This window comes from Algibacter sp. L4_22 (assembly GCF_023473045.1).
Taxonomy (GTDB): domain Bacteria; phylum Bacteroidota; class Bacteroidia; order Flavobacteriales; family Flavobacteriaceae; genus Algibacter.
Map to the genome: position 1 here is coordinate 779748 of NZ_JAMCOK010000003.1, position 26307 is coordinate 806054.

At 31.4% G+C, this 26307-nt stretch carries 26 protein-coding genes; 9 read left to right on the top strand and 17 right to left on the bottom strand.

Features of this window, described 5'->3' with window-relative positions:
- Positions 1 to 125: 125 nt before the first annotated feature.
- Positions 126 to 1121 carry an OmpH family outer membrane protein gene (locus M4I23_RS11625; RefSeq protein ID WP_249754480.1) on the top strand — a complete coding sequence of 332 codons (996 nt, stop codon included), beginning with the start codon at positions 126 to 128 and terminating at the stop codon, positions 1119 to 1121.
- A 30-nt stretch (positions 1122 to 1151) separates the two neighbouring features.
- A complete protein-coding gene (locus M4I23_RS11630; RefSeq protein ID WP_158845016.1) occupies positions 1152 to 1658 on the top strand; it encodes an OmpH family outer membrane protein in 507 nt (168 codons plus the stop codon).
- Positions 1659 to 1748: 90 nt separating this feature from the next.
- Here M4I23_RS11630 and M4I23_RS11635 read toward each other — a convergent pair whose 3' ends face one another.
- The 4 genes from M4I23_RS11635 to M4I23_RS11650 all read right to left on the bottom strand — a co-directional run bounded on the left by M4I23_RS11635 (position 1749) and on the right by M4I23_RS11650 (position 5454).
- A complete protein-coding gene (locus tag M4I23_RS11635; RefSeq protein WP_249754481.1) occupies positions 1749 to 2090 on the bottom strand; it encodes a ribose-5-phosphate isomerase in 342 nt (113 codons plus the stop codon).
- 111 nt (positions 2091 to 2201) lie between these two features.
- Positions 2202 to 2591, bottom strand: a complete 390-nt coding sequence (locus M4I23_RS11640) for a heavy-metal-associated domain-containing protein (RefSeq protein WP_158845021.1) — start codon at positions 2589 to 2591, stop codon at positions 2202 to 2204.
- 29 nt (positions 2592 to 2620) lie between these two features.
- Complete coding sequence (locus M4I23_RS11645) at positions 2621 to 4882, bottom strand: TonB-dependent receptor (protein ID WP_249754482.1); 2262 nt, start codon at positions 4880 to 4882, stop codon at positions 2621 to 2623.
- 209 nt (positions 4883 to 5091) lie between these two features.
- Positions 5092 to 5454: a hypothetical protein gene (locus tag M4I23_RS11650; RefSeq protein WP_249754483.1), complete on the bottom strand. Its 363-nt coding sequence runs from the start codon at positions 5452 to 5454 to the stop codon at positions 5092 to 5094.
- Between the two features lie 180 nt (positions 5455 to 5634).
- Here M4I23_RS11650 and rlmB point away from each other — a divergent pair, with 180 nt between their 5' ends.
- On the top strand, positions 5635 to 6375 hold the full coding sequence (rlmB, locus tag M4I23_RS11655; protein WP_158845030.1) for a 23S rRNA (guanosine(2251)-2'-O)-methyltransferase RlmB: 741 nt from the start codon (positions 5635 to 5637) through the stop codon (positions 6373 to 6375).
- A 16-nt stretch (positions 6376 to 6391) separates the two neighbouring features.
- Positions 6392 to 6880: a tol-pal system YbgF family protein gene (locus tag M4I23_RS11660; RefSeq protein WP_249754484.1), complete on the top strand. Its 489-nt coding sequence runs from the start codon at positions 6392 to 6394 to the stop codon at positions 6878 to 6880.
- Between the two features lie 18 nt (positions 6881 to 6898).
- Here the strand turns inward: M4I23_RS11660 and M4I23_RS11665 are convergent, their stop codons facing one another.
- Entirely contained in the window at positions 6899 to 7627 is a 729-nt protein-coding gene (locus tag M4I23_RS11665; RefSeq protein WP_249754485.1) for a rhomboid family intramembrane serine protease, read from the bottom strand.
- A gap of 214 nt (positions 7628 to 7841) precedes the next feature.
- Between M4I23_RS11665 and M4I23_RS11670 the strand changes: the two genes are divergently transcribed.
- A complete protein-coding gene (locus M4I23_RS11670; RefSeq protein ID WP_249754486.1) occupies positions 7842 to 9119 on the top strand; it encodes a replication-associated recombination protein A in 1278 nt (425 codons plus the stop codon).
- 79 nt (positions 9120 to 9198) lie between these two features.
- Here M4I23_RS11670 and M4I23_RS11675 read toward each other — a convergent pair whose 3' ends face one another.
- The 11 genes from M4I23_RS11675 to murC all read right to left on the bottom strand — a co-directional run bounded on the left by M4I23_RS11675 (position 9199) and on the right by murC (position 21646).
- Positions 9199 to 10623, bottom strand: coding sequence for a glycosyltransferase family 2 protein (locus M4I23_RS11675; protein ID WP_249754487.1), 1425 nt, complete (start codon positions 10621 to 10623; stop codon positions 9199 to 9201).
- A gap of 154 nt (positions 10624 to 10777) precedes the next feature.
- Positions 10778 to 11209 carry an energy transducer TonB gene (locus tag M4I23_RS11680; RefSeq protein ID WP_249754488.1) on the bottom strand — a complete coding sequence of 144 codons (432 nt, stop codon included), beginning with the start codon at positions 11207 to 11209 and terminating at the stop codon, positions 10778 to 10780.
- Between the two features lie 155 nt (positions 11210 to 11364).
- Complete coding sequence (locus M4I23_RS11685; protein WP_249754489.1) at positions 11365 to 12207, bottom strand: hypothetical protein; 843 nt, start codon at positions 12205 to 12207, stop codon at positions 11365 to 11367.
- Positions 12204 to 13616, bottom strand: a complete 1413-nt coding sequence (locus M4I23_RS11690; RefSeq protein WP_249754490.1) for a DUF5723 family protein — start codon at positions 13614 to 13616, stop codon at positions 12204 to 12206. The genes M4I23_RS11685 and M4I23_RS11690 overlap by 4 nt, the downstream gene beginning before the upstream one ends.
- A 4-nt stretch (positions 13617 to 13620) precedes the next feature.
- Positions 13621 to 14178 carry a hypothetical protein gene (locus M4I23_RS11695; RefSeq protein ID WP_249754491.1) on the bottom strand — a complete coding sequence of 186 codons (558 nt, stop codon included), beginning with the start codon at positions 14176 to 14178 and terminating at the stop codon, positions 13621 to 13623.
- A 45-nt stretch (positions 14179 to 14223) separates the two neighbouring features.
- Positions 14224 to 14913 (bottom strand): YjjG family noncanonical pyrimidine nucleotidase, encoded by a 690-nt coding sequence (locus M4I23_RS11700; RefSeq protein ID WP_158845052.1) that lies wholly within the window; start codon positions 14911 to 14913, stop codon positions 14224 to 14226.
- A complete protein-coding gene (locus tag M4I23_RS11705) occupies positions 14903 to 16207 on the bottom strand; it encodes a polysaccharide deacetylase family protein (protein WP_249754492.1) in 1305 nt (434 codons plus the stop codon). Before M4I23_RS11705 ends, M4I23_RS11700 begins: the two co-directional genes overlap by 11 nt.
- Positions 16208 to 16323: 116 nt before the next feature.
- Complete coding sequence (gene radC / locus M4I23_RS11710) at positions 16324 to 17022, bottom strand: DNA repair protein RadC (RefSeq protein ID WP_249754493.1); 699 nt, start codon at positions 17020 to 17022, stop codon at positions 16324 to 16326.
- 87 nt (positions 17023 to 17109) lie between these two features.
- On the bottom strand, positions 17110 to 18834 hold the full coding sequence (locus M4I23_RS11715) for a PAS domain-containing hybrid sensor histidine kinase/response regulator (protein WP_249754494.1): 1725 nt from the start codon (positions 18832 to 18834) through the stop codon (positions 17110 to 17112).
- Positions 18828 to 19952: an FIST signal transduction protein gene (locus M4I23_RS11720; protein WP_249754495.1), complete on the bottom strand. Its 1125-nt coding sequence runs from the start codon at positions 19950 to 19952 to the stop codon at positions 18828 to 18830. Before M4I23_RS11720 ends, M4I23_RS11715 begins: the two co-directional genes overlap by 7 nt.
- Before the next feature lie 338 nt (positions 19953 to 20290).
- Positions 20291 to 21646, bottom strand: coding sequence for a UDP-N-acetylmuramate--L-alanine ligase (gene murC, locus M4I23_RS11725; protein WP_158845067.1), 1356 nt, complete (start codon positions 21644 to 21646; stop codon positions 20291 to 20293).
- A 501-nt stretch (positions 21647 to 22147) separates the two neighbouring features.
- Here murC and M4I23_RS11730 point away from each other — a divergent pair.
- Both M4I23_RS11730 and M4I23_RS11735 read left to right on the top strand, forming a co-directional pair.
- Positions 22148 to 22366, top strand: coding sequence for a hypothetical protein (locus tag M4I23_RS11730; protein ID WP_249754496.1), 219 nt, complete (start codon positions 22148 to 22150; stop codon positions 22364 to 22366).
- Between the two features lie 403 nt (positions 22367 to 22769).
- Positions 22770 to 22949, top strand: a complete 180-nt coding sequence (locus M4I23_RS11735; RefSeq protein WP_249754497.1) for a hypothetical protein — start codon at positions 22770 to 22772, stop codon at positions 22947 to 22949.
- Here M4I23_RS11735 and M4I23_RS11740 read toward each other — a convergent pair.
- Complete coding sequence (locus M4I23_RS11740; RefSeq protein ID WP_249754498.1) at positions 22946 to 23149, bottom strand: hypothetical protein; 204 nt, start codon at positions 23147 to 23149, stop codon at positions 22946 to 22948. The genes M4I23_RS11735 and M4I23_RS11740 overlap by 4 nt on opposite strands.
- A gap of 339 nt (positions 23150 to 23488) precedes the next feature.
- Between M4I23_RS11740 and M4I23_RS11745 the strand changes: the two genes are divergently transcribed.
- Together M4I23_RS11745 and M4I23_RS11750 are read left to right on the top strand one after the other, a co-directional pair.
- Positions 23489 to 24304, top strand: coding sequence for an AraC family transcriptional regulator (locus M4I23_RS11745; RefSeq protein WP_249754499.1), 816 nt, complete (start codon positions 23489 to 23491; stop codon positions 24302 to 24304).
- A gap of 64 nt (positions 24305 to 24368) precedes the next feature.
- Positions 24369 to 26042, top strand: coding sequence for an alpha/beta hydrolase-fold protein (locus M4I23_RS11750; protein ID WP_249754500.1), 1674 nt, complete (start codon positions 24369 to 24371; stop codon positions 26040 to 26042).
- The last annotated feature ends 265 nt before the right edge of the window (positions 26043 to 26307 follow it).

The following is a 26307-nucleotide window of genomic DNA, read 5'->3' on the forward strand; positions in this document are numbered from 1 at the left end:
AGTTCCATCTGAACAATTAGAAATTAATCAGATAAAACAACAATTCAAGGAGTGACAGCAACAAAAGTAATAGTCTGTCGTTTTTAGAATTTATAACACATAAATGATAAAAATATTTTAAACAGATGAAAAACAACGTTCTTTTTTTATTGACCCTAGTTTTTATGTTGACTCTATCCGTACATGCGCAACGAGGTGTAAGTCTTGCCTATATCGATAGTGAATATATTTTAGAAAACGTACCGGAATATCAAGAAGCGACCACTCAATTAAATGAGAAAGCTGACAAGTGGAAAAATGAAATTCAAGCACAATTAGCTACTGTTGAACAAAAGCGAAAAGATTTGAGTAACGAGAAAGCCCTTTTAACAGCAGAATTAATTAAAGAGCGTGAAGAAGATATTTCGTTTGAAGAAAATGAAATTTTAGACTACCAGCAAAAAAGATTTGGACCTAATGGCGATTTATTTATTCAAAAAAGACAATTGATGCAGCCGGTTCAAGATCAAATATTTGCAGCAGTACAAACTATAGTTGCCGCAAGAAAATATCAATTGGTATTAGATAAAGCAAACGGTGGTATGCTATATGTCGCAAATTCTTTAGATATTAGCGACCAAGTATTAAGAAGTATAACTAGAACATCAAAACGAACACAAGCACAATCTAAAGCTGAGCGTAGAGCTGCAGAACAAGAAGATACTGTTCCAGAAGTGAATTTAGAACTGGAAGAGCGACAAAAAATATTAGACGAAAAAAAGGTTGAAAGAGAAAGTGCTCTTGAAGCCGCAAGAAAAAAGAAATTAGACGCTAGAGAAGCTAAAGTAAAAGCTGCCGCTGATAGACGACAAAAAATATTAGACGATCGAGAAAAAGCAAAACAAGCACGATCAGGAACTGAAGAAGAAACAGAAGCCACTACAGAAAGTATTCAAGGTGAAGCAAAAAGTACAGCTACAAAAGTTGTCGAGGGAGAAACAAAAACGAAAGCTGAATTACTTGAAGAAAACAGATTAAAAAAATTAAAAGACCGCGAGGAACGTAAAAAAGCATTAGAGGCGAAAAGACAAAAAATACTAGAAGATCGCCAAAAAGCAAAAGACAGTATAAACAAAAATTAATAATTTATAACACACAAATACTATTTACAAATGAAACATTTTAAAACACTTTTATTAGCAACTGCATTATGTATTGGAACAATAAGTTTCACACAAGCTCAAAGTAAAGTTGCCCATATAAATACGCAAGAATTAATTAAAGCGATGCCAGAGATGAAAACGGCTCAAGCAGAATTAGAAGCTTTAAGCAAAACATACCAAACAGATATGCAAGGTTCTGTTACTGAATTTCAAAATCTACAAAAGCAATACGAAGCTGAAGCTAAAACTAAAACGGACGAAGAAAACCAAAAACGTATTTTAGAGTTACAAGAAAAACAACAACGTTTACAAACTTTTCAACAAGATGCGCAAAAAGATTTGCAAGCAAAAGAAATAGCTTTGTTACAACCTATAACAGAAAAAGCTAAAGCAGCTATCTTAAAAGTGTCAAGAGCACAAGGATTTGATTATGTTTTAGACTCAGGAGTTGGCGTAACTATTCTTGCCGACGGTAAAGATTTATTAAACGACGTAAAGAAAGATTTAGGTATCTAATTTCTTTTTAAAACTATAAAAAAACCTGTAAATTAAATTTTACAGGTTTTTTTATGCTTAAGTTTTAATGGAACAATAATATTTTTAGGTCTAATTAAACCACACTGCATAGCCTTGGCGGCGCAATTCTAAAGCTAAAATACGCTCCATTTTTAAAGCATCACTTCTTGTAGTAATTGGATCTATATGATTATATAAACTCGGTCGTAAATAAGCGCCGTACTTCTCTACAATATTAGCAGACAGCTTGTGCCCTTTCTTATTTCTATAACCCGTTTTATGCTGTATAAAACGCTCTTTAGGTGTTTTACTTGTCATACCAACATACACACATTGCAACACCCCATTAAACTGAGGATTTGCCGCTCTAAATTTCGAGTTTTCTGTATAAGCACGTTTTGATAATTCGATAACATAAATTCTATAAGGCATAAAATTAAAACAGTTAATTGGATGAAATTAAAATTCTTGCATAGTCCAAAAGCAAAAAGTTCAGCTTAAATTTAAGCTGAACTTTTTAAATAAACACTATAAAACTAATGTTTAATGTTTATCCTCGTCATGATCACTATCTTCTTTCTCATCCTTATGTTCATCAATAACATCATTATCTCTATAGCGACAGCAAGGATGAACGGTTGCGTAAGCTTCGTCTGTTGCTTTAAGTTCCATAATATCATGGCCAACTCCTAAAACATGAGATTTAATAGAGTCTAAATTCGTTTTCCTCGCGTCATAAATTAAACTCAATTCGTGAGTTTTCACACTCCAAACTGCAGACTTAACACCCTTTGTTCTAATAGCTGCTTTTTCTATTCTAGCTTTACACATCGTACAAACTCCATCCACTTCTATAGAAGCTCTTTCATTTTTATTCTGTGAAAAGGTTAATGTTGTTGTTACCAGTAATGCAATAATTAGTAGTTTTTTCATAATATCTATTTTTAAAAAGTTGTTCTTTATTAAATTATTTTAAATCGTAATCCCATATAGTAATTAGAACCAAAAATTGGACCATAAACAAAAGTTGAATCAAAATTAGGTCCAAATGGATCGTCTGCCCCCAAAACAGGGTTATCTTGCCTAACATTAGTTATATTTTCGCCACCTAAATAAACTTCAAACCTTGGAGAAAACACATGTGTTATTTGTGCGTTTAAAGTTCCAACCGTTGGCGAGTATTCGGGTAACTGGTATTGCAAAGGATTTGATAATGTAGATGAAAAACGTTGCTGGCTTATCCAGTTAAAAGTAGCGTCGAATCTCCAATGCGAACTGTTTTCACCCTTCTTAAGTGTTTCGTATGATGCATTTGCAAAAAAACGATTTTTTGGAACTAGCGGTTTTTCTAACTCTCCAGCTTTATAAGCCGTTTTAACATCATAAAATTTGTAAGCCAAACGTAAATCAAAACTTTCAAATACGTTATAATTTAATTCTGCCTGAAAACTATTAGCATAACTTTTCCCTTCCAAATTATAAAAACTAATTTCCTGAGGATTTTCATAATCCACAACTACTTGGTTTTTAAAATCGGTTTTATAATAATCTAAAGTAATATCTGCTTTTCGTCCAAATAAATTAAACCCTTGAAGGTATGATACGCCGTAATTCCATGCCACTTCGGGATCCAAGCCGTATATATTTCCTCCCGAACTTAAAATATTTATATTTCTAGAAGTTGCAAACATTTGCTGATTTTCGGTAAAAATATTAGCACTTCGCTTGCCTCGTCCAAAAGAAGCTCGAAAAGCCGATTTCTCCCATGGTGTATAGCGCGCATGTACTCGTGGTGTTACAAAGTTACCTAAAAGATTATGATGATCAACACGCAAGCCAGCGGTTAAGTTCAATTTATCTAAATTGTCAAAATTATATTCAAAAAAAGCACCAACCGAATGTTCCTTGCGTCCATAATCTGTTAAATTAACCAGCTCATCATAATGATCATAAGTATAACTAACTCCTGTTTTTACCTTATGCCTAGAATCGCTAATAATAGTGTTATAAATAGCATTCGCATACAAACTATTGTGTGTAATATCATATTGATTCAATCCGAAATACGAATCCTGAACATGGTGACTAAATGCTGTTTGAACTCCAATACTTTGGTACGGGATTTCGGGGTTTACATACCCCAACTTTGCTGAAACCTCGTAACGTTTTGTATTAATTTCACTTCCCCAAACTTCATTACCCGTTAAAACGTGGCTTGATGCTAGCCTATCTGTATCGGGATTATAATTAATTTCCCCCATTTGCTTTTCATCGTTTAAAACCTTCAAGTTTATAAAACTAACAAATCCTTTTTCCAAATCTGTATACTGCCAACGATTCATCACGTTTATCTGGTTATAGAGTGGCATATCCAAAAAATTATCATGGTTAACATCATGTTTTTCGTTATGCGTATTTCCGTGTATATACAACCCTGTACTCCACTTATCGGACACTTGGGTGTTAATATGCGTATTCAATTCAAAACGCCCAGCAATATTTCCGAACAAGTTTACAAAAAGCTTACTATCTGTAGTTGGCTTAACCAATTCAGCATTAATCTGGCCTGCAATACTTTCGTAACCATTAACCACAGAACCGGCTCCTTTGGTAATTTGTATACTTTCTACCCAAGTTCCTGGAATAAAACTTAATCCAAAAGCTTGCGATGCTCCACGAATAGATGGTATATTTTCTGTTGCAATCAAAATATACGGACTTGTAAGTCCGAGCATTTTAATTTGTCGCGTACCAGAAACGGCATCTGCAAAATTAACATCTATAGACGGGTTGGTTTCAAAACTTTCAGCCAAATTACAGCAAGCCGCTTTTAAAAGCTCGTCGCTACTAACCGTAAACACATTCTGCGATTGCATATAAGATTTAGAAGTAGCCTGATTTCTAGATGTTAATGTAACCACATCTAAATCACTTGTTGGGTTTAACCAATGTTTAATAGGTTTAGCGGAATTCACTAAAATTGTATCCGTTTTAAAACCCACATAGCTTACCACCAATTTTTTATAATTAGTTTCATAAGGCAAACTAAATTCACCATCAATATTAGTAACCGCACCAATACTCGTATTAAGCCAATATACATTAGCTCCCGCTAAGCCTAGTGGCGAATTATTTTCGTTTGCTTCCAAAATAGTTCCTGTTAATTTTTCTTGCGAAAACAGAACTATCGGAAAGTATAACATGATATATATTATATTTTTCATATTTATTTTTATAAGAATTTGAAAACATCAATCCTTTAAACAGTCATAATTAGTATAACAATCACAATGCTGTTTTCAAGAAAAAAGGTTTTTTGTAGACAAAAAACACCCGCAACTTTATAAGTATGTGTTATTTTTTGAATTTATTTGAGTAATTCTAGCGCGTAATGAATTATACGCTTTCGCGGAAAAAACAATGATCCGGTTTATCAAATAATAAAAACTTGGTCTAATACCAGAATATCGGTAACCAAATTGGGTGGAGAATAATTTCTATGAGGAATAATTTGTTTTTCTAAACCATCAAAAAGATTAATAAACGAAAAACTTAGAGCTGTAATAAACTGCTGATGGCTAAAATCTAAATCATCGAAAGATGAAAATTTTAATTCTTTTTGCCCTTTTACAACATCAACCTCATCTTTACAACAGGATTTATTTTTCAGAATTACTCCGGAATCCATACCGCATTTTTGAGTATCAGAAAACAAAGACACATCAATTAAAACATCGCCACAAAAGTGCTTTTCAATGGTAAAAGATACCGTTGAAAATAATACTAAAAATGTCATTAGTATCGAAAAGCATTTATGTAAAAATAATTTTATCACTGCGCAAAATTACAAAAAACTAAAGTTCAATTTACCCGTTTCTCTTTCTTTAACATTTAAGATCAAGATTTTTCTATTATTTTGAAGAATGATTTATAAAACACACACCATTTAAGACGGCTTTTTTTATACCTTTGCATCATGCAAGAACAAACACAAATTTTTGGTATTAGAGCCATTATTGAAGCCATAAACGCTAACGAAACTATTGATAAAGTATTTCTTCAAAAAGGGTTGGACGGCGATTTATTTAATGAGTTAGAATCTTTATTGAATAAAAAATCGGTTAACAAATCTTATGTTCCTGTAGAAAAACTGAATAGATTAACCAAAGGAAATCACCAAGGTGCTGTTGCCCAAATATCTCCAATTGAATTCCATGATATGGAAACTTTAATTGAAGAAGTTAAGCAATCGGGAAAAACACCTCTCTTTTTATTGCTCGATCAAATAAGTGATGTGCGTAATTTTGGTGCTATTATCCGTACGGCTGAATGTACTGGGGTTAACGGTATAATTATTCAGAAAAAAGGTGGCGCACCAGTAAATGGCGACACTATTAAAACCAGTGCTGGCGCTGTGTTTAAAATTCCAATTTGTAAAGTAGACCATATTAAAGATGCTGTATTCTACATGCAAGCATCGGATATAAAAGTAATTGCTGCAACCGAAAAAACAAACGATACTATTTACGATGTTTCTTTTGTTGAACCTTGCGCCATTATTATGGGCTCGGAAGGTCGAGGAATTAACCCTTCAACTTTAAAAGTTGTTGATGCTAAAGCAAAATTACCTCTATTAGGTGAAATTGAATCGCTAAACGTTTCTGTGGCTTGTGGTGCTTTTTTATATGAAGCTGTTAGACAAAGAATGGTAAAATAAAGCTATTCTACTTTTAATGAGTTCGAAAACACCAATAATAAAACAAACCAACTGGATCGCATCGGTTATTCATTTTTTAATAATGGGTGTGATAATACTTCTTTGGTATCTATTAGATCCTAAAAACGGCATTTTTTATGGAGCTTTAACCTATTTATTAATTTCCTATTTATTAAGAAATTTTATACCTAGAGATCATAGAAAAGGTGTAAAGAAAACTAAATTAGAGAAATTTGAAGAAGCCATACCCTACTTTGAAAATAGTTATGCTTTTTTCAAAAAACATGAATGGATTGACAAGTATCGTATTATAATTCTATTAAGTCCTTCTAAAATGTCTTACCCAGAAATGGCATTAGCAAATATTGGTTTTTGCTATGGACAAATTGGTAATGGAAAAAAATCTAAAGTTTACTACGAAAAAACACTAATGGAATTTCCAGAAAGCGGGCTAGCTAAATCTGCATTAAAACTTATTAATGCAGCTGAAAAAAATGAACACTAAAAATATTGATAGTGGTTATTATTCTTTATTTTCTTTAAAAATATAAGTTATTGTTAGTGGCTCCTCCTCTGCTTCTAGTTCTTCTTGAGTTTCTACGAAATTTCCGTTTTCATCAAAATGTTGTAAAAACGGATCGTTTTCTTCGTTATAATTTTCTTGTTCCCAAGCGTATCCCTTTGGTTTTGCTATTTCTTTTCTAAAGAAAAGTGCAAAAGCTAAACCTGTTATTAATCCAGAAAGATGACCTTCCCAAGACACACCATCTTCTAAAGGAAAGGCATACCAAATCATGCTACCATAAAGAAAAATAACTAAAAGCGACAATGCAATAAGTCTATAATGTTTTGCAAATACGCCTTTAAAAAAGGTGAAACTCACTAAAACATAAATGAGTCCGCTCGCTCCAATATGGTATGAGGGTCTCCCAATACACCAAGTTAAAAATCCTGATATTAGAATACCTAACAATATAACACGCCAAGCTATTGGGCGATAAAAATAAAACAACGCTGTGGATAGCACAAAAAGCGGAATAGTGTTATGGTAAATATGTTCGATATTACCGTGTAAAAACGGGCTAAAAACAATACCTCGAAGTCCTTTTAAGGTTTGTGGATAGATGCCATATTTACTTAAATTGAATCCGAAACGGACTTCGAACCAGAATACGAGCCAAATAATAAGCACAAAAAACACCGGGTATGCAATAACTCCTGGTGAGAATTTAAAATGTTCGTGCTCTTTCATGATGATGAATATAGCAAATAATTGACCAACTTATGGTGATGTGCTAAATTGGCAGATTGCCTCGCGTGAGGGATTGAACGGTATGTTTGAGCTCCCGACCTTAGGAGGAGCGAGTAGTGAAAGCCCGACCCTTTTCGGGGGCACGCCCAAAAAATGTAAAAATTGGCTATTGAAGTATTCTAATTTGACGAGAATTTACTTTAATTTTACAGTTATGAACGCACCTTTAGCAGAACGATTACGCCCACATACTTTGGAAGACTACGTGAGTCAAGCACATTTGGTGGGCAAAAATGGAGCATTAACACAACATATAAAACAGGGATTAATTCCGTCGATGTTATTTTGGGGACCACCCGGTACGGGAAAAACCACGTTGGCGAACATAATTGCTGCCGAATCTGGGCGTCCATTTTACACATTGAGCGCCATAAACTCGGGCGTTAAAGATATTCGAGAGGTTATTGATAAAGCCAAACAAAGTGGTGGATTATTTACTACAAAAAATCCTATTTTGTTTATTGATGAAATCCATAGGTTTAGTAAATCTCAGCAAGATTCGTTGTTACAAGCGGTTGAAAAGGGATGGATTACACTTATTGGTGCCACTACTGAAAATCCAAGTTTTGAGGTGATTCCGGCACTTTTATCGCGTTGCCAAGTATATATTTTAAATGCTTTTAATAAAACGGATTTAGAAACGTTGCTGACGCGTGCTATTGAAAAAGACGCCTTTCTATCTAAAAAAGACATTACCTTAAAAGAAACAAGTGCTTTGTTACGCATTTCGGGTGGTGATGGACGGAAATTATTAAACGTTTTCGAGTTGCTTGTAAATAGTTTTGGCGAAGATAAAATTATCATTACAGATGAAGTGGTTTTAGACAGAGTGCAGAACAATACGGCGCGCTACGATAAAACGGGTGAGCAACATTATGATATTATTTCGGCCTTTATAAAATCTATTCGAGGTAGTGACCCAAACGGAGCTGTTTATTGGTTGGCTAGAATGATTGAAGGTGGTGAGGATGTGAAATTTATTGCTAGACGGTTGCTTATTTCGGCATCTGAAGATATTGGGAATGCCAACCCTACGGCATTGGTTATTGCTAATAATACCTTCCAAGCTGTGAGCACTATTGGGCATCCAGAATCGCGAATTATACTTAGCCAATGCGCTACTTATTTAGCCTGTTCGGCAAAAAGTAATGCGGCTTATATGGCTATTGGAAACGCCCAACAATTAGTAAAACAAACTGGAGATTTGGGTGTGCCTATTGAACTTAGGAATGCGCCAACCAAACTAATGAAAGAGCTTGGTTATGGCGATAATTATAAATACGCACACAACTACAAAAATAATTTTGCTGAGCAAGAATTTTTACCAAAAGAGATTGAAAACACCAAGTTTTATGAACCTGGAAACAATGCTCGAGAAAATGCACATCGCGAATTTTTAAAGCAACGTTGGAAGGATAAATACGGTTATTAAAAAAACTTCTCTAAACAAAAAATCCTGCCGGACTATAAAAGCCCAACAGGATTGTATATTATTAAAAGTATTACTTTACTTATTTCTTCTCGGCTAAACCACGTGTTAACCAGCCTCTTCTATTGGCTGTTGCTATGGCGTATGGTGTTATCCAGAACAAACCAAAAGTGTACAAAATACTATATGTATATGCCCAAAAACCTTGAGATGTTTTATACTGTTTTGTAAAGAATAACAACGAAAATGTTGATAAAATCAAAATACTTACTAGTGTAGACCCTAAAAATAATAAAGGATGAACTAGTACAAAAAACAGCATAAAAATTAATAATGGATAACTCATTAACAGTTTCGAAAATTGACTAATAAACAATAATCTTGTTCCAAATTTTGGTCCTTCTCTAAAATCTGTAAATACATATTTAGCCATTGCTAAGTTTTCGCGCACATTACTACGTCCCCATCTGATAAACATTTTATATAAGCCTAAATATTCCTCTGGTACATTGGTATAAGCTACTGCATTTTTTTGAAACAATACATGTTTACCTTGTTTTAAAATCATGTTGGTCATAGCTCGATCTTCCCCAATATCCGATGGTTGCCCCATAAACTGTTGGTTAATCCACTCTGGTAAACATTTAAAAACAGCTGTAGCTCTATAGGCTGCTAATGCGCCAGGTGTACATAAAACCGATTTTAAATTGCTTTCTGCAGAACGAACAAACTCGAAACTTAACACAAAGCTTACATCGAGCATTTTTGGTAATATTGCTTTTTTATTGTTTAAAACTCTAATATTACCAGCAACAGCTCCACAATCTTCATCTTCTAAAAACGGACTAACTAAGTTTCTAAGCGTATCCTCCGTTACAATAGAATCACTATCAACGGTTACAAATATTTCTCCTGTACCTAAATGAAAACCACGGTATAAAGCATGGCGTTTTCCTTTATTTTCTGGTTGCTTGCATATTTCAAGACGATCCCCAAGTTTTTCTTTGGATTTTTGCATCCAACTCCAAGTATCATCTAAGCTACCATCATCTATAGCTAAAAGTTGCATTTTATTTTCAGGATAGTCACTTTCTGCTAAACTCATTAAAGTATCCCAAACTTGTTTACCTTCATTGTAAGCTGGTACAATTACTGTAACCGTAGGGAGTTCATAATCTACAACAGATTCAACTGGTTTATATTTTAAATAATTATATCCGGTATAGATAAAAAACAAAGCCCTGTAAATAAATAATGCCATTGCAGTGAAAACAAAAGTAACACCTAGCGTAGACCCCATATTTACTAAGTTAAACTCTTCGAAATCGTTATGAAAAACAGAAAAAAACCAAACGCCTAAAAGTAACGTTAAAAACGTACTTGCTAATACAATTCGGTTTTGAGGGCTTCCTGTCTTTCCGTTACTATGGAATAGATTATTTAACTTACTAGTAAATGATTTATTTGAAGTATTAATTATAGTATTTGTGTCTGTTTTAAATTCCATATAATAAGTTGATATTAAATTGAAGTAATACCGGATTTACGCTACAAACAAAAGTTTAGACGTTTAAAAACTTATATTTAAGAAAAATTTAATTTTTTGCATGAAATTTAACACCACAAAACAAGGCTTTTAATATAGAAACTTTACTGAAACCTTATGATATTCTCATGAAGGTTATTGGAAGAATTAGTCTGGTAGATGTTGGTTTATTCCTAATTTTATAAGGTATCATTCTTGGGAATTTTTTAAATATTTTTTTGATGGCTTTAGTAATTTTCTTGTTATCAGAATTTGATTCTAATTTAGAAACCTTTCCGTTTTCGTCTATCGTAATAAATACTCTAACACGATGTCTACCTTTTAGCCCTTCCTTTACAGCAATTTCAGGATCAATATGCTTACTGATAAATTCATAAATCTTTTGATTTGTACACGCATCTCGTTTATAACCTAAACTAATTTTTTCACAACCAGTAAATATGGCCTTCTCTTCTTTTACAGAAAAACTAATCCCTCTTGGCTTAGCGTCTTGAGAAATAGCATTAAAACAATAGAGAAAAAGGAATGATGTAAATAATATTTTCATTGTTTTAGTTTGAAATTTTTAAATGAAATTGGTTTTAAAAATTAAAAGATATTATTAAATAAAAAAACAGCAACAATATTTTATAAAATATTGTTGCTGTTTTTTTATCACCGACTAATAATTAACCGGACTTGAATATAAATGTTTTAGATTTTTTAAAACTTAATATTTAAAAGATTGAGTTTTAATGTGCCATTTTCATGATGCTCAATGAACCATTTATTATCCTTCTTAAAGATAATAGCCGATTTATTTTCAACTAAAAACACATCACTTAATTGCGTGTTATACATACGGTAAAGTACCTTTGGAGAACTATCTACTAACTGGAATCCATTTTTAATAGCCTGTGCATATAAAACACCAGACGCTGAAACCTCAGTAATCGCTACTTGTTCCGTTATAGCAATTGGAGTTTCTACAAGAACTTCTTTTGTTTCAACAACCTCAACCACTTTTTCTTCTTTAAGCGTTTTAATTTCTTCTTTTAATTTTTCTATTTCATTTGATGTAGCAGGTGTTACGGTAACATTAGGTTCTGAAGCAGATAAGGCACCTGCTTTAGGCATATATTTATACCCTAAAGTTTCAAACGAAGAAAAGGCATCACGAATAGCTTCTGTATAAGATTTTTTGTATTCTTTTTCACGACTTTCACCAATTTTAGAAGTATAAACTATTTTGTCATTGCAGTTAGTTAGTTCTACTTTCAGCTTCGTTTTAAACATACCTGGCTCTTTCTGCACATCGGCATCTAGCGCTAAACATCGGTTTCTGGATAAATCTTCTGGATAAGCATCACCTTCAATTAATGCTTGAAAACCATATTTGTTAAGTAAAAATTTCGATAAATCATTCAATTGATATTGATTGGCAGATTTTAAAAAATCGAATTTCTTAGAAACTATAATGTACTTGTAATTATCTAATTCGGTTTGAGAGAATGCACTTGCTATAAATAAACAAGCAAAAATTGTGGTTAAAAATCTAGTTTTCATTTCTTATTAAATATATAATTAAATCCTAATTGTAAAGATACACTTTGCGCATCATATACATTTTTATATTGCAATAAATTATCGGCCATAACATAAAAATTGGCGCCCCAAATGTGTGCCGACATGCCAAGCCCGAGATTATTAAACGAATAAGAATCTACCGTATACGAAGCTTTTAAGCGCAAACCATTAAACACGCGTCTGTAATAATAAGCCGTTAAAGCCATTTGAGGTCTTTTAGGTCGTTTTATTCCGTAGAGTTGTACACCAACAGCGTTTTGGTAACCGGTATCGTCTATAGTGCAATTACAATCTTTACTTTGCTTTTCACCAAAGGCATAATTAAGGGATGCGTTAAATTTTACAGGTCGCCATTTGGTGTATTTTGTTTTAGTTGTATCTACTGTAAATATTTCGTCTAACTCATCTTCAATACCACTCCAGTACTCATCTGCCGTTTGTCCATTTTCCGCTTCAGAAAAAAGTGGATTTATTCCATTATAAGTGTACTTACCTTTAATAGCATAATTTTCAACATCTTTAGAATGGGTTATAAACCCAACGTCAAGTAAACTTGCTTCAACACTCCATTGGTCGGTTAATTGATAATTAAAACCTAAATCTACGCCCAAGCCTAAATTACCTCCTAATAAAATCCTTTTTTTAAATTCATCAATATCATTACTTACGTCAGAGTTCTCATCATCGGTTAAACTAGCTATTCCCGAAGTTTGAAGTTTTAAATCGAGATCGAATATATGATCGTAATAATTATTTTCGCCAGGAACGGTTACAAAACTACCTTTATTTTGGGTTGAATTTATATTTGCTAAACTTGAATAAATTTTTCCACGAACACCATAAGTAAACTGTTCATTCACCTTTTTGTTATAACCTACATGAAGCACAGTAACGGCTTCTGCGGAAACGCTTAAATCGCTAGCATCAAACAATCTATTTATATTACTTTTATTTCCTTCTATTGCAAGTGTAGCGTAATCTTTAGGGAAATACATAATAATATCAAATTCTTGATACATCCCAAAACTTATATATTTGTTTTTTTGATAACTACTACCGAAAGCAAAACCTCCCGAAAAAATTTCTAATTGTTGATTGATGTTAAAAAAATCGTTTGAATCCATGCTATTAACAGCATTTCTAAATTTTACATTAAAATCAACATTATTATCTACAAAAACATCATAAACCGTACTTCCTACTACTCCTGCATTAAAATGAATATGTGAAAGTAAAGGAATACCCACATACCAATCGTTAGTTACTTTACCCCCAGGGTTTTGTAGCAGGGATTGTGGAATTTCTGAAAATCCATAAAGCAATTGTTTGTTTTGAGAAAACGAAAACAAGCATAATTGTAATGTAAACACTAAAATTAGTTTCCGCATATCTCTATTTGCTTATGTTAAAATAAAATGACGCATACGATATATACTGAATTCTGCCAGGTGTGTTTTCGTCTATAGTTTCTCCTGGTAATAAACGTAATGAAAAATTGATAGTAACTGTTTGTTTTAAGGCAGTAAGTGAGCTACCCTCAAAAACTTCTATATAAGTAGTTGTGCTATCTGTATTATCGGGAGCAGCATCTTCATTTACTATAATAGTATGCCGTACCGTACCTGTATCATCTAAAAAATCTACTTGTAATTCAAAAATTCTATTTATTGTATTTTTAGTCTCAAAAACAAACTCTGCTTTTTCTAAATTATCAGCAATAAATTGGTCGTTAAAAAACTCTACAGATATAAAATCTTGAATAGTACTAGCATTCGCACCACTATCTATAAAACGACTTGCAGGTTCATCGAAATAAACTAAACTAGCTTCTACCGCTGGTGTTAAAACTAAATCATTAACTTGATCTAGATCTATAGCTTCCGTACAAGACATCACTATTAACCCCATAACGAGCAATAAACTTATTTTACTTTTTATATTTTTTATCATATTGAGTTAAAACGGTTTTAAAACGTTCCTTAGTGTATATGAGTATCATAAATAATGCCTTAAACTCAAAAGCTCACTTATTTGTTTTATATCTTCTTCTAAAACTATGTTATTTATATCAAAAAAAATAACATCCATACCTATGTTTTTTGCACCGATAATATCGGCTTCGAAACTATCACCAATCATAATACTATTTTCTGCTTTAGCATTAGCTAATTCCAAAGCATGTTTAAAAATTTTAGGATTGGGCTTTTTTACACCAACCATTTCAGAGTTTGTAACAGTTTCAAAATAGTGCAAAATATTCGATTTCGCCATTTTTTTATGCTGAACTTCGTCAAAACCATTGGTAATGACATGTAATCGATAATTTTCATTCAAATAATCAAGAATTTCTAAAGTATTATCGAACAGGTAATTGAAGCTTGATAAATATTCAATATAATCATCGGACAGCTTATTAATCAAACCGTGTTCTACCTCAACTCCTAAAACCGAAAAAGCTTCATTTAATCTACCAAAACGCAAAGATTCTTTAGATACTTTGTCTTCTCTATAAAGTTTCCAGTATTTTAAATTTATAGGAACATAGCTTTCCAAAAACTGATTTATTTCAACCTCTATTTTATTTATTTCGAATATTTTCTCGAATGTAAGTGCAGAGTTTCTATCGAAATCCCAAAGTGTATGATCTAAATCGAAAAATACATCTGTAATATTTTTAATTTTCATTATCTACTGAATCTAAAATAACATTAAACAATTCCTTAAAGCCGTTCCATATAGCAAGATCTCCCAAAGTATAATTATGAAAAACAGGAACAAACTCACCGTTAACTCTTTTAACTTCATTTATCATATTGTTCAAAACTCTCTTTTTATCTAATAAAGATTTATTTTTGAGCAAAGCAAAATCCATAACGTGATAAGGACAAATTTTAAGTGGTGTTTGTACTTCATGATCTAAATCGTAAAACAAAAAAGGTGTACACGAACCGGCTCTAAATCCTATTTCGTTTATATAACCCATGGTATAATCCTCCTTTATATTTAACTCAATTAAATTCCTATACGTTTCGGGTAAATTTAATTTAGAAAAAGATTGTCTCGAAGCTCTTAATGGCCTATTGATAATTTCTTCGATTTTTATTTTTTCCTTTTTCAAAATATCGGCATCATCAATAGCCAAAAAAGATATCTTCAACCCCACATCACTATAGTCTCCTATATGTTTTATTAGCGATATAAATGCCTTATTGTTAGGATTAGCTCCTTTATCGTAAGTAGAATACTCACCTAATAAGAAGAAGAAAACAAACTTAAACTTTGATTGTTTTTGCTTATTTATAAAATATTTAAAAGTATCGAACGGGTCGTGCTTAAAGTTCATGAGAACCATAAAACGCATATAAAGACTTTTTAATCTTAATTTTAAAACATCTTTTATTGTCCCTCCAAAAGTTCGCATAATACCGCTTAACTTATAGCAATACGGGTTAGGCACATCTATTACAGGCTTTATCCTGTATGCTTTTACAGGAAATTCGAAATCTGGAAATTGATTCTCTAAAGCTTCTTTAAATTTATAGGCCCAAATATCTACAACAGGTTGGTGGAGGAACTTATGTTTAAAACCTAAACTTTCCGATGCTGTAAACCTGCCAAACTCATCTTTTACATGTGGCAAATACTCTTCGTACCTAGACAGCAAATAAAATGAGGCTGCAAAAACATCAAAAGGAATCGCACTTTTATCTCCATTGAAAAAAAAGCATTTGCTATGTCCCCAATCCATAATATTAATATCGATATCGTTTAAACCTTGCTCAAATAATAAATCGTTACTTTTTATAAAAAACTCATTACCAAGTGGCTGTTTTGTGTACGACATTTTAATACTATCGTGCGCAATAAAACTTTCGATTTTAGTGGTAAAAGTGACCTCGACACCTAATACTCTTGTACATATATGTTTAAAAACATACTTTAATCGTGGTGATATTTTATGGGTATATACTAATAACATAACTTTTTAATCCTCATTTCAAATTGTTTCTAATTTCCGTTTTACTCCTGTGTTTTTTATACTTCGAACTTAAAACGCAAATATTTAATGAAAATCATTTTTTTAAAAATGACAATCTACAATATATTTTCATCTGCAAAACTAAAGTATGCTTTTTCGGTAATAATTAAGTGGTCTAGCACTTTTATATCTAAACTTTGTGCGGCAATTTTTAATTTTTCAGTGATATTTTTATCGGCTTCACTAGGCTTTAATGTACCAGATGGATGATTGTGAGAGAGAATTAGCCCCAAAGCACCTACTTCGAGAGCACTTTTAAGTACTAATCTCACATCTACTAAAGTGCCGGTAATCCCGCCCTTACTTAACTGATTTTTATGAATAACCTTGTTTGAATTATTTAAGTAAATAATCCAAAATTCTTCGTGCTCAAGTTCACCAATTATAGGTTGCATGAGCTCGAAAACAGATTTACTTGAAGTTATTTTCTTTTTCTCAAGAGCTTCTTCCCCTCTCCTTCTTCTCCCTAATTCTAGAGCAGCAATAATACTTATGGCTTTGGCTTCTCCTATTCCCTTAAATCCTGTAAGTTGCTTTATGGAAAGCCTACCTAAGGCACTTAAATTATTTTCGGTACTAGCCAAAATCCGTTTACATAAGGCAACGGCACTTTCTTCTCGATTTCCTGAACCTATTAAAATAGCAACCAATTCGGCATCACTTAAAGCAGATTTGCCTTTGTATAATAATTTTTCACGTGGTTGATCGTCTTGACTCCAATTTTTTATAGAAAACGTTTCTTTTTTATCCACCATTCGATAAATCTACATATTTTTTTTAAACTAGTTTTTTCGAATTTAAAAAAAACCTTTGTAAAACATAAAGTAACATGCTTTTTTAAACTAGGAAGAACGACTATATACTTCTAGAAGGGCATAGAGTTTGTTTGGTTCAAATGGTTTTCCCATAAACCCATTCATTTTATAAAGTTCTGTTTTTTCTTTCACATCGGTTTGTGCTAATGCGGTTAAAGCAATAATTGGAATATTAGCTTTTATAGGATCTTCTAATTTTCTAATACGCTTTGTAGCCTGATAACCATTTAAGATAGGCATTTGCAAGTCCATTAACACCAAATCGAAATCAAATTGGTCTTTTTTAAATAGCTTGAAAGCCTCTTCACCATTTTCAACAACAGTAAAATTCACATTCCAATTTAAAAAGAACTTCTTTAAGATAAGAACATTCATTTTATTATCCTCAGCAACCAATACATTTATATTTAATGATTTAAATACGGGTTTTAAATTTACTTTATTATTGACTAGAGAATAACTTTTACCATTTATCTTAAAAGCTATATTAAAGAAAAATGTGGACCCCTTACCCAATTTACTACTAAGCTGTAAATCACTATTTTTAAACCGCAATAATCGTCTACAAATGGAAAGCCCTAATCCCGTACCACCGTATTTAACAGCAATTTCTGAACTTGCTTGTACAAAACTTTCAAAAATAGTTTCTTGCCTACTTTTAGTTATCCCTATACCAGTATCTATAACCTTAAATCCAAGCGTTATTTTATCATCAATGACACCTTGATTTTTAACACTAAGAGTGATACTTCCTTTTTTGGTAAACTTAAACGAGTTGCTTAATAAATTTTGGATTATTTGAGTAAGCACAAGTTTATCACCTATAATATTTTCGGGTATTTCATTTTCCTTAATCAACTCAAAACGTATTCCTTTTTTAATAGCTTGTAAAGAAAACTGATCAACTATATGATCTAAAAAAGAAATTAAACTGAATTCTTTTTCAACAACATCAACCTTACCCGATTTAATTTTATTAAAATCTAATAAATCATTTATTAGACCAAGCAGATGTTCACTAGAATATTTTAAAGCCTTAAGCGTATCGACCTGTTCTGGCAAATAATCTTCCATTAACAAAATATTAGACAAGCCTGTAACGGCATTTAATGGTGTTCTAATCTCGTGAGACATGGTTGATAGAAACTCATCTTTAGAAATACTCGCTTTATGAAGCTCTATTTCTGTTTCTTTTAAATTAGTAATATCGGTTATAGTGCCTATAAACCCAGATGCTTTTTTTTCTGCGTTCTTAAAAAGCTTCGCTCTTAATTCAAACCACATGGTTTTATTATCTCGTAGTAATTTAAATATAAAAACGGTATTCTTTTTATTGAAAAAATTATAATGCTTTTTGTTTTCTTCTACATTTTTTTTCGGAATAAACTTTTTATAATTTCGTCCTAATGTCTCTTTTAAAGAATATCCTATATATTTCTCCCAAGCCGTATTTAAGTAAGTAAAGTTTCCTTCAAGATCAGTTTCAAATATTATTCCACCAATATGGTCTACAACATGTTCTAATTTAGATTTCGTGTTATCACGCTCCTTAGTTAATTCTTCATTTAGCGCAAAAAGCTCTGTAGAACTAAGTTCCAAAACATTTTCTAGGTGATAAATATCTTTATCAAAACTATTATATGCGGCATTTACGGTTTGTATAAAACTAACCATCTCGGGATTATCTATTGTGTTAAAACCTGCTTTTGTAAGCTGTCGCTTTAACAATCTATGGTAATCTTTATTCAACATTCCGAAAGCGTTGTTATAGTCATAGTTTGATGGTGTAGTTCACATAAAGACTCGCTTAATGGAGCAATTTCTCCGTAAGAATAAAACCCTGTTATTTTTGGATTATCGCCTACTATATGGCGAACCACATCAATTTCTTCCTCCACCAATTGCTTTAAGACCAAACGGCGGCCTATACAACTAATTAATATCACTAATTCTAAAGTTTCTTTTACACCTTGACTAACAGAAATGGCCGATTCCTCTGCCCCAGTAATCAATTTATCAATATTGCCTTTCATTAAGCGTAAATAGGCCCCTTCTGGAATATTAGCACCAAAAACTAAACTTTGATCATCTTCGCTAATACCAGAAATACCTCGAACTACAGCAATGGCACTTCCTCCTTGCCTCATACTTACAGGAAACAAAAGACCTGAACTTGGTAGTTTTTTGGCATCCTCACCTAATAAATGCTTATATATTTTTAATGCTGGCTTTCCATCCAATTCGTATAAAACATTTTTATCAGCTTTTGTTACCAACCGCTCAATTCCAAAACCATCCCATCCGCCTTTGGAACTATAATTAACTTTAAGACTATCACCATAAAAGCCTAAAGCTAAAACTGTTTTTTCTAACATCTCATTATTTCTAATTACAAAAGTATTCCCAAAATCCTCTCCGTCTGCAGCTAAACCTCCTGTAATACTAATATTTGGTAAATTAGATTTTAACCCCATTACCAAATCGGCACCATTAATATTTAATCCATCGCTTAAAACCATAACATGTTTTAAACCATCTTGATTAAGCATAATACCAATTTTTTCGCCTGCTTTTTGGCTATATTCCATTTGGTCTACTTTTACTGAAACCAATTTTAAGCATGTTTTGTTAAATTGAATAGCTGTTAGAGATATTGATTTATCTTTTACGGTAACATCCGAAATTTCTCCAGCCGTAGAGCAACCTATTATCGTGCTTTTTGGGTAATCTCTATTTAATTGCGATAAAACTTGTTGTTTTAAGGTGAAGTCTGGTGACACAAAAAGTAATATTAAATTTGGATCAACAGTTATTGAAGCCAAACCATGAGACCAATTGTTTTCGTTTAACGAAATTTGATTAACTTTCATGTATAGATTTTTAGTAATAGGCTCTTAAAAAAAGAAACACTTCCCCTTGTATGTAAGAAAAGATAGCCATTAAATTAAAGCGAAATTTTGTAATAAAAAACTTTTTGCAAACAATTCTTTCGTTAAGGCCTTAAAAACAGCTATACATCGATAAAGTAAAACGAAATCTTCTTTGGTTTTTATTAGTAATAAATGTACTATGCGAGAAACTCCAGTTTAAACAAATTTGTAATTCTAAAAGCATTAAAAAATTAGTCGCTATGTAAAAACAGTGCCATTTTATAATTATAAAATGGCACTGTTTTAAACGTATATAAATTTATATTTAAACTACAAAGCTACTCAATCAAAGCTTTTACAGCATCAAAATCTAAACCCCCATAATTCCCCGAACTCATTAAAAGCAATGCTTTATTCTCAAAATTCTGATCAAAAAGAAATGTTTTGAAATCATCTGGATTAGTATAAATAATTAAATCTTTTCGCTCAAAAGCCGCAGCTATTTGTTCTTGAGTTACTGCCGCAAGTTTTTTAATTTCTACGGCATGTGGAGAATAGAACACCACAGCAACATCTGCAGCATCGAGAGCGCCTTTATATTCCTTTAAAAACTCAGCATTTAAACTGCTATATGTATGTAGTTCTAAACAAGCAACCACAGTTCGGTTCGCATATTGTTCTTTTACCGCATTTGTAGTAGCTTCTACTTTACTCGGCGAATGCGCGAAGTCTTTAAATGCTACGCTATTTTTGCTTTCTGCTATTTTTTCTAAACGTTTGCTAGCTCCTTTGAAAGTAGCAATGGCTTCGTAAAAATCATCTTCATCAATACCCATGTGTTGGCAAATCCATTTTGCACCTGCCAAATTATTAAGATTGTGTTTACCAAAAACTTCTATTGGTAATGGCCCTTCGGGTGTTTCTAAAAAGGTTTCACCATTTTCCACAGTATATTCTGGAGTATGGTAAGCTATTTTTCTAATCGTATTTTCGCTGGCTTCTACTACCCGCTTTACTTCAAGATCTTCTTCATTGTAATTTACACTTCCACCATTTACAATAGAGTCTACAAATATGCTAAATTGCTCTACATAATTTTCATAGGTAGGAAACACGTTAATATGATCCCAAGCAATACCACTCAATAAAGCAATATTAGGTTTATATAAATGAAATTTTGGACGTCTATCTATTGGAGAACTTAAATACTCATCTCCTTCAAGAACAATAAAATCATTGTCTTCCGTAAGTTTCACCATGACGTCAAAACCTTCTAATTGTGCACCAACCATATAATCAACATCACGATCATGATAATGCATTACATGTAAAATCATGGAAGTAATGGTCGTTTTACCATGGCTTCCACCTATAACTACACGGGTTTTATTTTTAGATTGTTCGTATAAAAACTCTGGATAACTATATATTTTTAAGCCTAATTCTTGTGCTTTTAGTAACTCTGGATTATCGGCTTTCGCGTGCATTCCTAAAACAACAGCATCTAGATTTTCCGATATCTTTTCAGTAAACCAACCAAACATTTCTGGCAACAAACCTTTTGCTTCCAATCTAGATTTAGAAGGTTCGAAAATTGTATCGTCGCTCCCTGTTACTTGATATCCTTTATTATGAAGCGCTAAGGCTAAATTGTGCATGGCCGAGCCGCCAATGGCTATAAAATGTACGTTCATCTGTTGATTTTTGAATGTTTCAAAGATACTTTTTTGTACTGAATTGCTGAAGTGTTGATTAAGAAAATTGTTTGATTATTTAAATGTAACTATAATAAAAGAATACACTGCTGAGCCTAACAGTTTATTAAACAGAATAATTAACTTGAAGGTTGCTCTTTGTTAATTATATTTTCTTCTGAAAATTAGTAATTAATTCGATTTTAGATGAACTTGATTCGAGACTATATTAATATCATCTTTAACGTATTCCTCCTTTTTGATGATTTAAAAAGGAAGCTTTATTATTTTTATATAACCCTATCTCTTTCACATATCTCCATCTTAAATAAGCTTAAAACAAAACTAGAATTTTAATAAATCATTAATATAGATTAAAATATAATTATATTACCCTTATGGTGTGAATATGGCTATTCACTATATTCGATTGTTGTATGCAAGTCACTCACTCATACGACAAGAAGTATATAAAAGAGTTGTTGAAAAACAAAAACAACTATGACTGAACAGAATCTTGAATGTCTAACAGACTATCTAAATTATACAGCAAGAAAAAATCCAAAGATCTCTACAGTAAAACTACTAGAGGACGCTTTATTAATTGAAGTAATTAGAGAGAAGACAGATTCTCAGGAAGCCCCTTCAAAAATTCTTTATAAGCTTCCGAAAATTTCTTATGAATGGCTTGAACTTCCCTTTTTAAATAAAGACAAATAACGGTTTCGATATTAAATAAATATGTGTCACCAGAACTTCTTAATTCTGACTGAGGATATTTTTCATCAATATAGCCATAAATAGAATTTTTGGAATCAAAATAAAAGTCAAAAGCAGGTATAGTTTTATATTCACTAGTAATATTTAGACAAGTCAGTTTTAAAGTCAGCTAAAACTTTATCAGAATAATCTAATAGATTTTCTTTTGCGATTAGGTATTTTTTGTCAAATTCTTCTAAGTTGTATGTCATAATTATAAATTTTGAACAAGTTAATAAATAACACCTGAATTACAAGCAAAAGAAACTGTTACGTTGGACTGACAATCTAAACGTGAATTGCCAACTCAAAAACTGAATTAATAACTGTGCGGAATATAACGCACGAAATAAATATTAAAATTATGAAACTAACACACACAGACTATCTAATAGAAAAACTAAGAGAATTTAATATACCTTTTCCTAAATTTCCTATAGCAAAGTATGAAGTTAAAACAATAATTCACGAATTAAAATCTATAGAAGATTCCATAACCGAATTTAAGGATTATCTAAGTAAATATAAATCTAAAGAAGATTAACTATATTCAACAACTACTTCCTCATTATTGAAACTAGCTTCAATTACATTTATTGAAATACCTTCTTCTGAATGAATAGTATTATAGGCTATGTACATTACCTCCTTATGTGCTATATAATCACCTTTCAATGGTAAGATACTTAATTCTATTTCACCTATTAACATTTTAGTATTTTGTTCGATAAGTTTTATATTCATTTTTTATGTCTTTTAGATTGTTATATAAATATAAAAAGAATTAACTTACAATCGGAAAAAATAAAAAGACCAGACATACAACAAAGTATATAATCAATAAGGAGGTTGGTGTTTAATTTGAGAATTCGGCGCATTAAATAAAAACTGTAACTATCTGAAAATCAGTTTATTTTAAACTCCTTACTGAATTATATACATCAACGTTGGTAGCAATTCTACTCATTTCCAAAAAAAAATAATTACTTTTAGGAAACGTTTTACCAAAACCCAATCACTTGATAATCAATAAATTACGAAAACGTTACTCAGAATTTAAAAGCACACTGAATCAATATCCAAATGAATAATATTTTTGAAACATTCAAACCTATTAATCCTTTAATTTCTGAATATGTAGATTATTATTATTATCTAGATATAAAGCCCTACAATATAAAAACTGAATTTGAATGCTTTCCTCATTACAACACAACTATATCCTTATATAAATCAAATGTCAGTTCAAAAAAAGGAGAAGTGATATTTGAAAACAAGGCTAAACCTCTTCAAATTTTCACACCAATTAGAGAGAATATATTGCAGGTAAAACAATTAGGTAAAGTACACAGAATAGTAATCGTTTTTAAACCATTAGGAATTCAACAATTTTATAAGAACCTAAATTTTAATGAATTTATTAGAGACCATAACTTCTTTTCTAATTTAGAGCTTTCAAAACTTTTTTCTAATATTGATACGGATATAATTACAAAACTATTAGACGAGTACTTAGTTGAAAAACATAAAGAGTACCAAAACATTATTTTAGAGAAATCTATTTCCTTAATTTTTAGTAATTTTGGTTCTTTACCTATTCAAGAAATAGCAACAGAAATTAAAATAAGCCGAAGGCATTTAAATCGACTTTTCAATATTCATTTTGGCGTTTCAGTAAAAAAATTCAATGAAATTGTACTTTTTAGAAAAACTTTAGAAAAAAAACTTTTGGAGAATACAGAACAAAGTTTTACTGATTTAGCTTATGAATTTAACTATTGCGACCAATCACATCTCAATAAAGCTTTTCAAAACTTCACGTCAAACTCTCCCAAAAGTTTTTTAAAAAAGGGAACTCTTCTTGGAAGTGAAGATACATTTTGGCATTTAAAAAAATAAACTGTTGTCCCAATTATACAAGTTTTACAATTTTAAATCCAATAGATTTGTCAAAAAAAAGATAATGAAACAAATCTTACTATTTATTATTACTCTGTTCAGTTTAAATATTAATGCTCAAAATACATATACTGAACTAACAGAAAAAGCTATAAAAGTTGCTCAATCCCAAGACTCTATTAATTATAAAACCGCAATCGATATTTTCAAGAAGGCCTTTAAAAAATATCCAGATAGTATAAACGGAACTGGGTACTATCATGCATCTATTTTGGCTGCAAATTTAAAGCAAAAAGACTTAGCTTTTAAATACCTAACAACACTTGCCAAAATGGAAACTGATGAAGATGGTTTCCCAGGATGGAGTTTTGTTCTTGATGATTATGCAAAAGAAGATTATAAAAACTTGTTGAATGATAAACGTTGGAATATTTTAAAAACAAATGCCTTAACCGATAAAAAAGAGTTTTTTGAAAAATTAAATGCCTTTGAAAAAGAATTTTTTAAAACTTCTAACAATAATTTTAAAACTTCTAACAACGTAAAAAAGTTGTACCAAAATATAAAAACGTATAATCCATACTTGCCAAAACAAAAGCAAAATTATTCAATCTCTCTTAAAATAAATGATTCTATTAATTCTTCTTATCTAGTTCATTTACCAAAAAATTATAATCCAAAAAACAAGTATCCAACATTAATATTTCTTCACGGAGCTGTCAGGTTTAGTTTTTTAGAAGATTACCAAATTGCTCAACAAGTTTTAAGTGGTTGGAATAGATATTATACTAAATATGCTTCATTAAATGATGTTATTTTAATTTTTCCAAGCGCTAATAAAAAATACAATTGGATGACATCGGATGATGGGTTTTTTATGATACCGAAAATAGTTAAACAGCTGAAAACATCAATCAACATAGATGATAATAAAGTTTTTATTTCGGGACATTCTAACGGTTCTACAGGTTCGTTTTCCTATGCAATGAAACAACCAACTCAGTTTGCAGGCTTTTACGGATTTAACACACAGCCAAGATTATATACTGGTGGAACTTTTATAGAAAACATTCTTAATCGCTCATATATTAATTTTTCTACAGACCAAGATTATTATTATCCACCAAATGCAAATGATAGTTTAACCAAGTTAATGCGATTTATAAATGCTGATTATAAAGATTACCGCTATAATGGTTTTCCACATTGGTTTCCTAAATTTGACGAATCAGAGCCTGCTTATAAAATTCTTTTTTCAGATTTAAAAGAAAGAGAAAGAAATCCATTCCCTAAAAAAATAACTTGGGAATTTGACGATGACAACTATGGAAACATAGATTGGTTAACCGATATTAAATTAGACACTTTAACACCTAAGAAAGGTTGGCATAAAAATTTAAACTTTAAAATTAATAAGGAATTAAAATATAATAAAAATGATAGTTTAGTAGTAGTAAATGTTGATAAAAAAGCTTTTAATTTTCCTAGAAAATCAGGGAAAGTAATTGCAAACTATACAAATAATGAGTTTAGAATTGAAACATCTTGCATTGAATCTTTTAAGATTATGATTTCACCAGAAATGGTAAACACAAAAAAGAAAATAAAAATCTATGTCAATGATAAATTATACTTCGACCAAAAAGTAAAATATAATAATGATTTTATGCTTAAAAACTTTGAAGAAACAAAAGATAGAATACAAATTTGGGTAAACGAGATAATATTGAAAGTATAAAAAAACTGCTACCAACATTGTATATAAAAAATTGCTATTTTGTGCTTAACCAATGTTAGTTGCTTTGTTTGCTAGCTTCTGATTTTCCTTCGGAAAATCCTCGCACACAAACAACGCACTATTCTTATACGTAACCGTCAGACTGTCTAATAACTATTTATATTTTTAGAATCAATTAGGAAGTAACTTTTCAGCTCATTTTTGTATCTTTTAGTTATGAAATTTATCCTTGGAAAAGACCGAAAACAGACCTACCTTTTTCCTG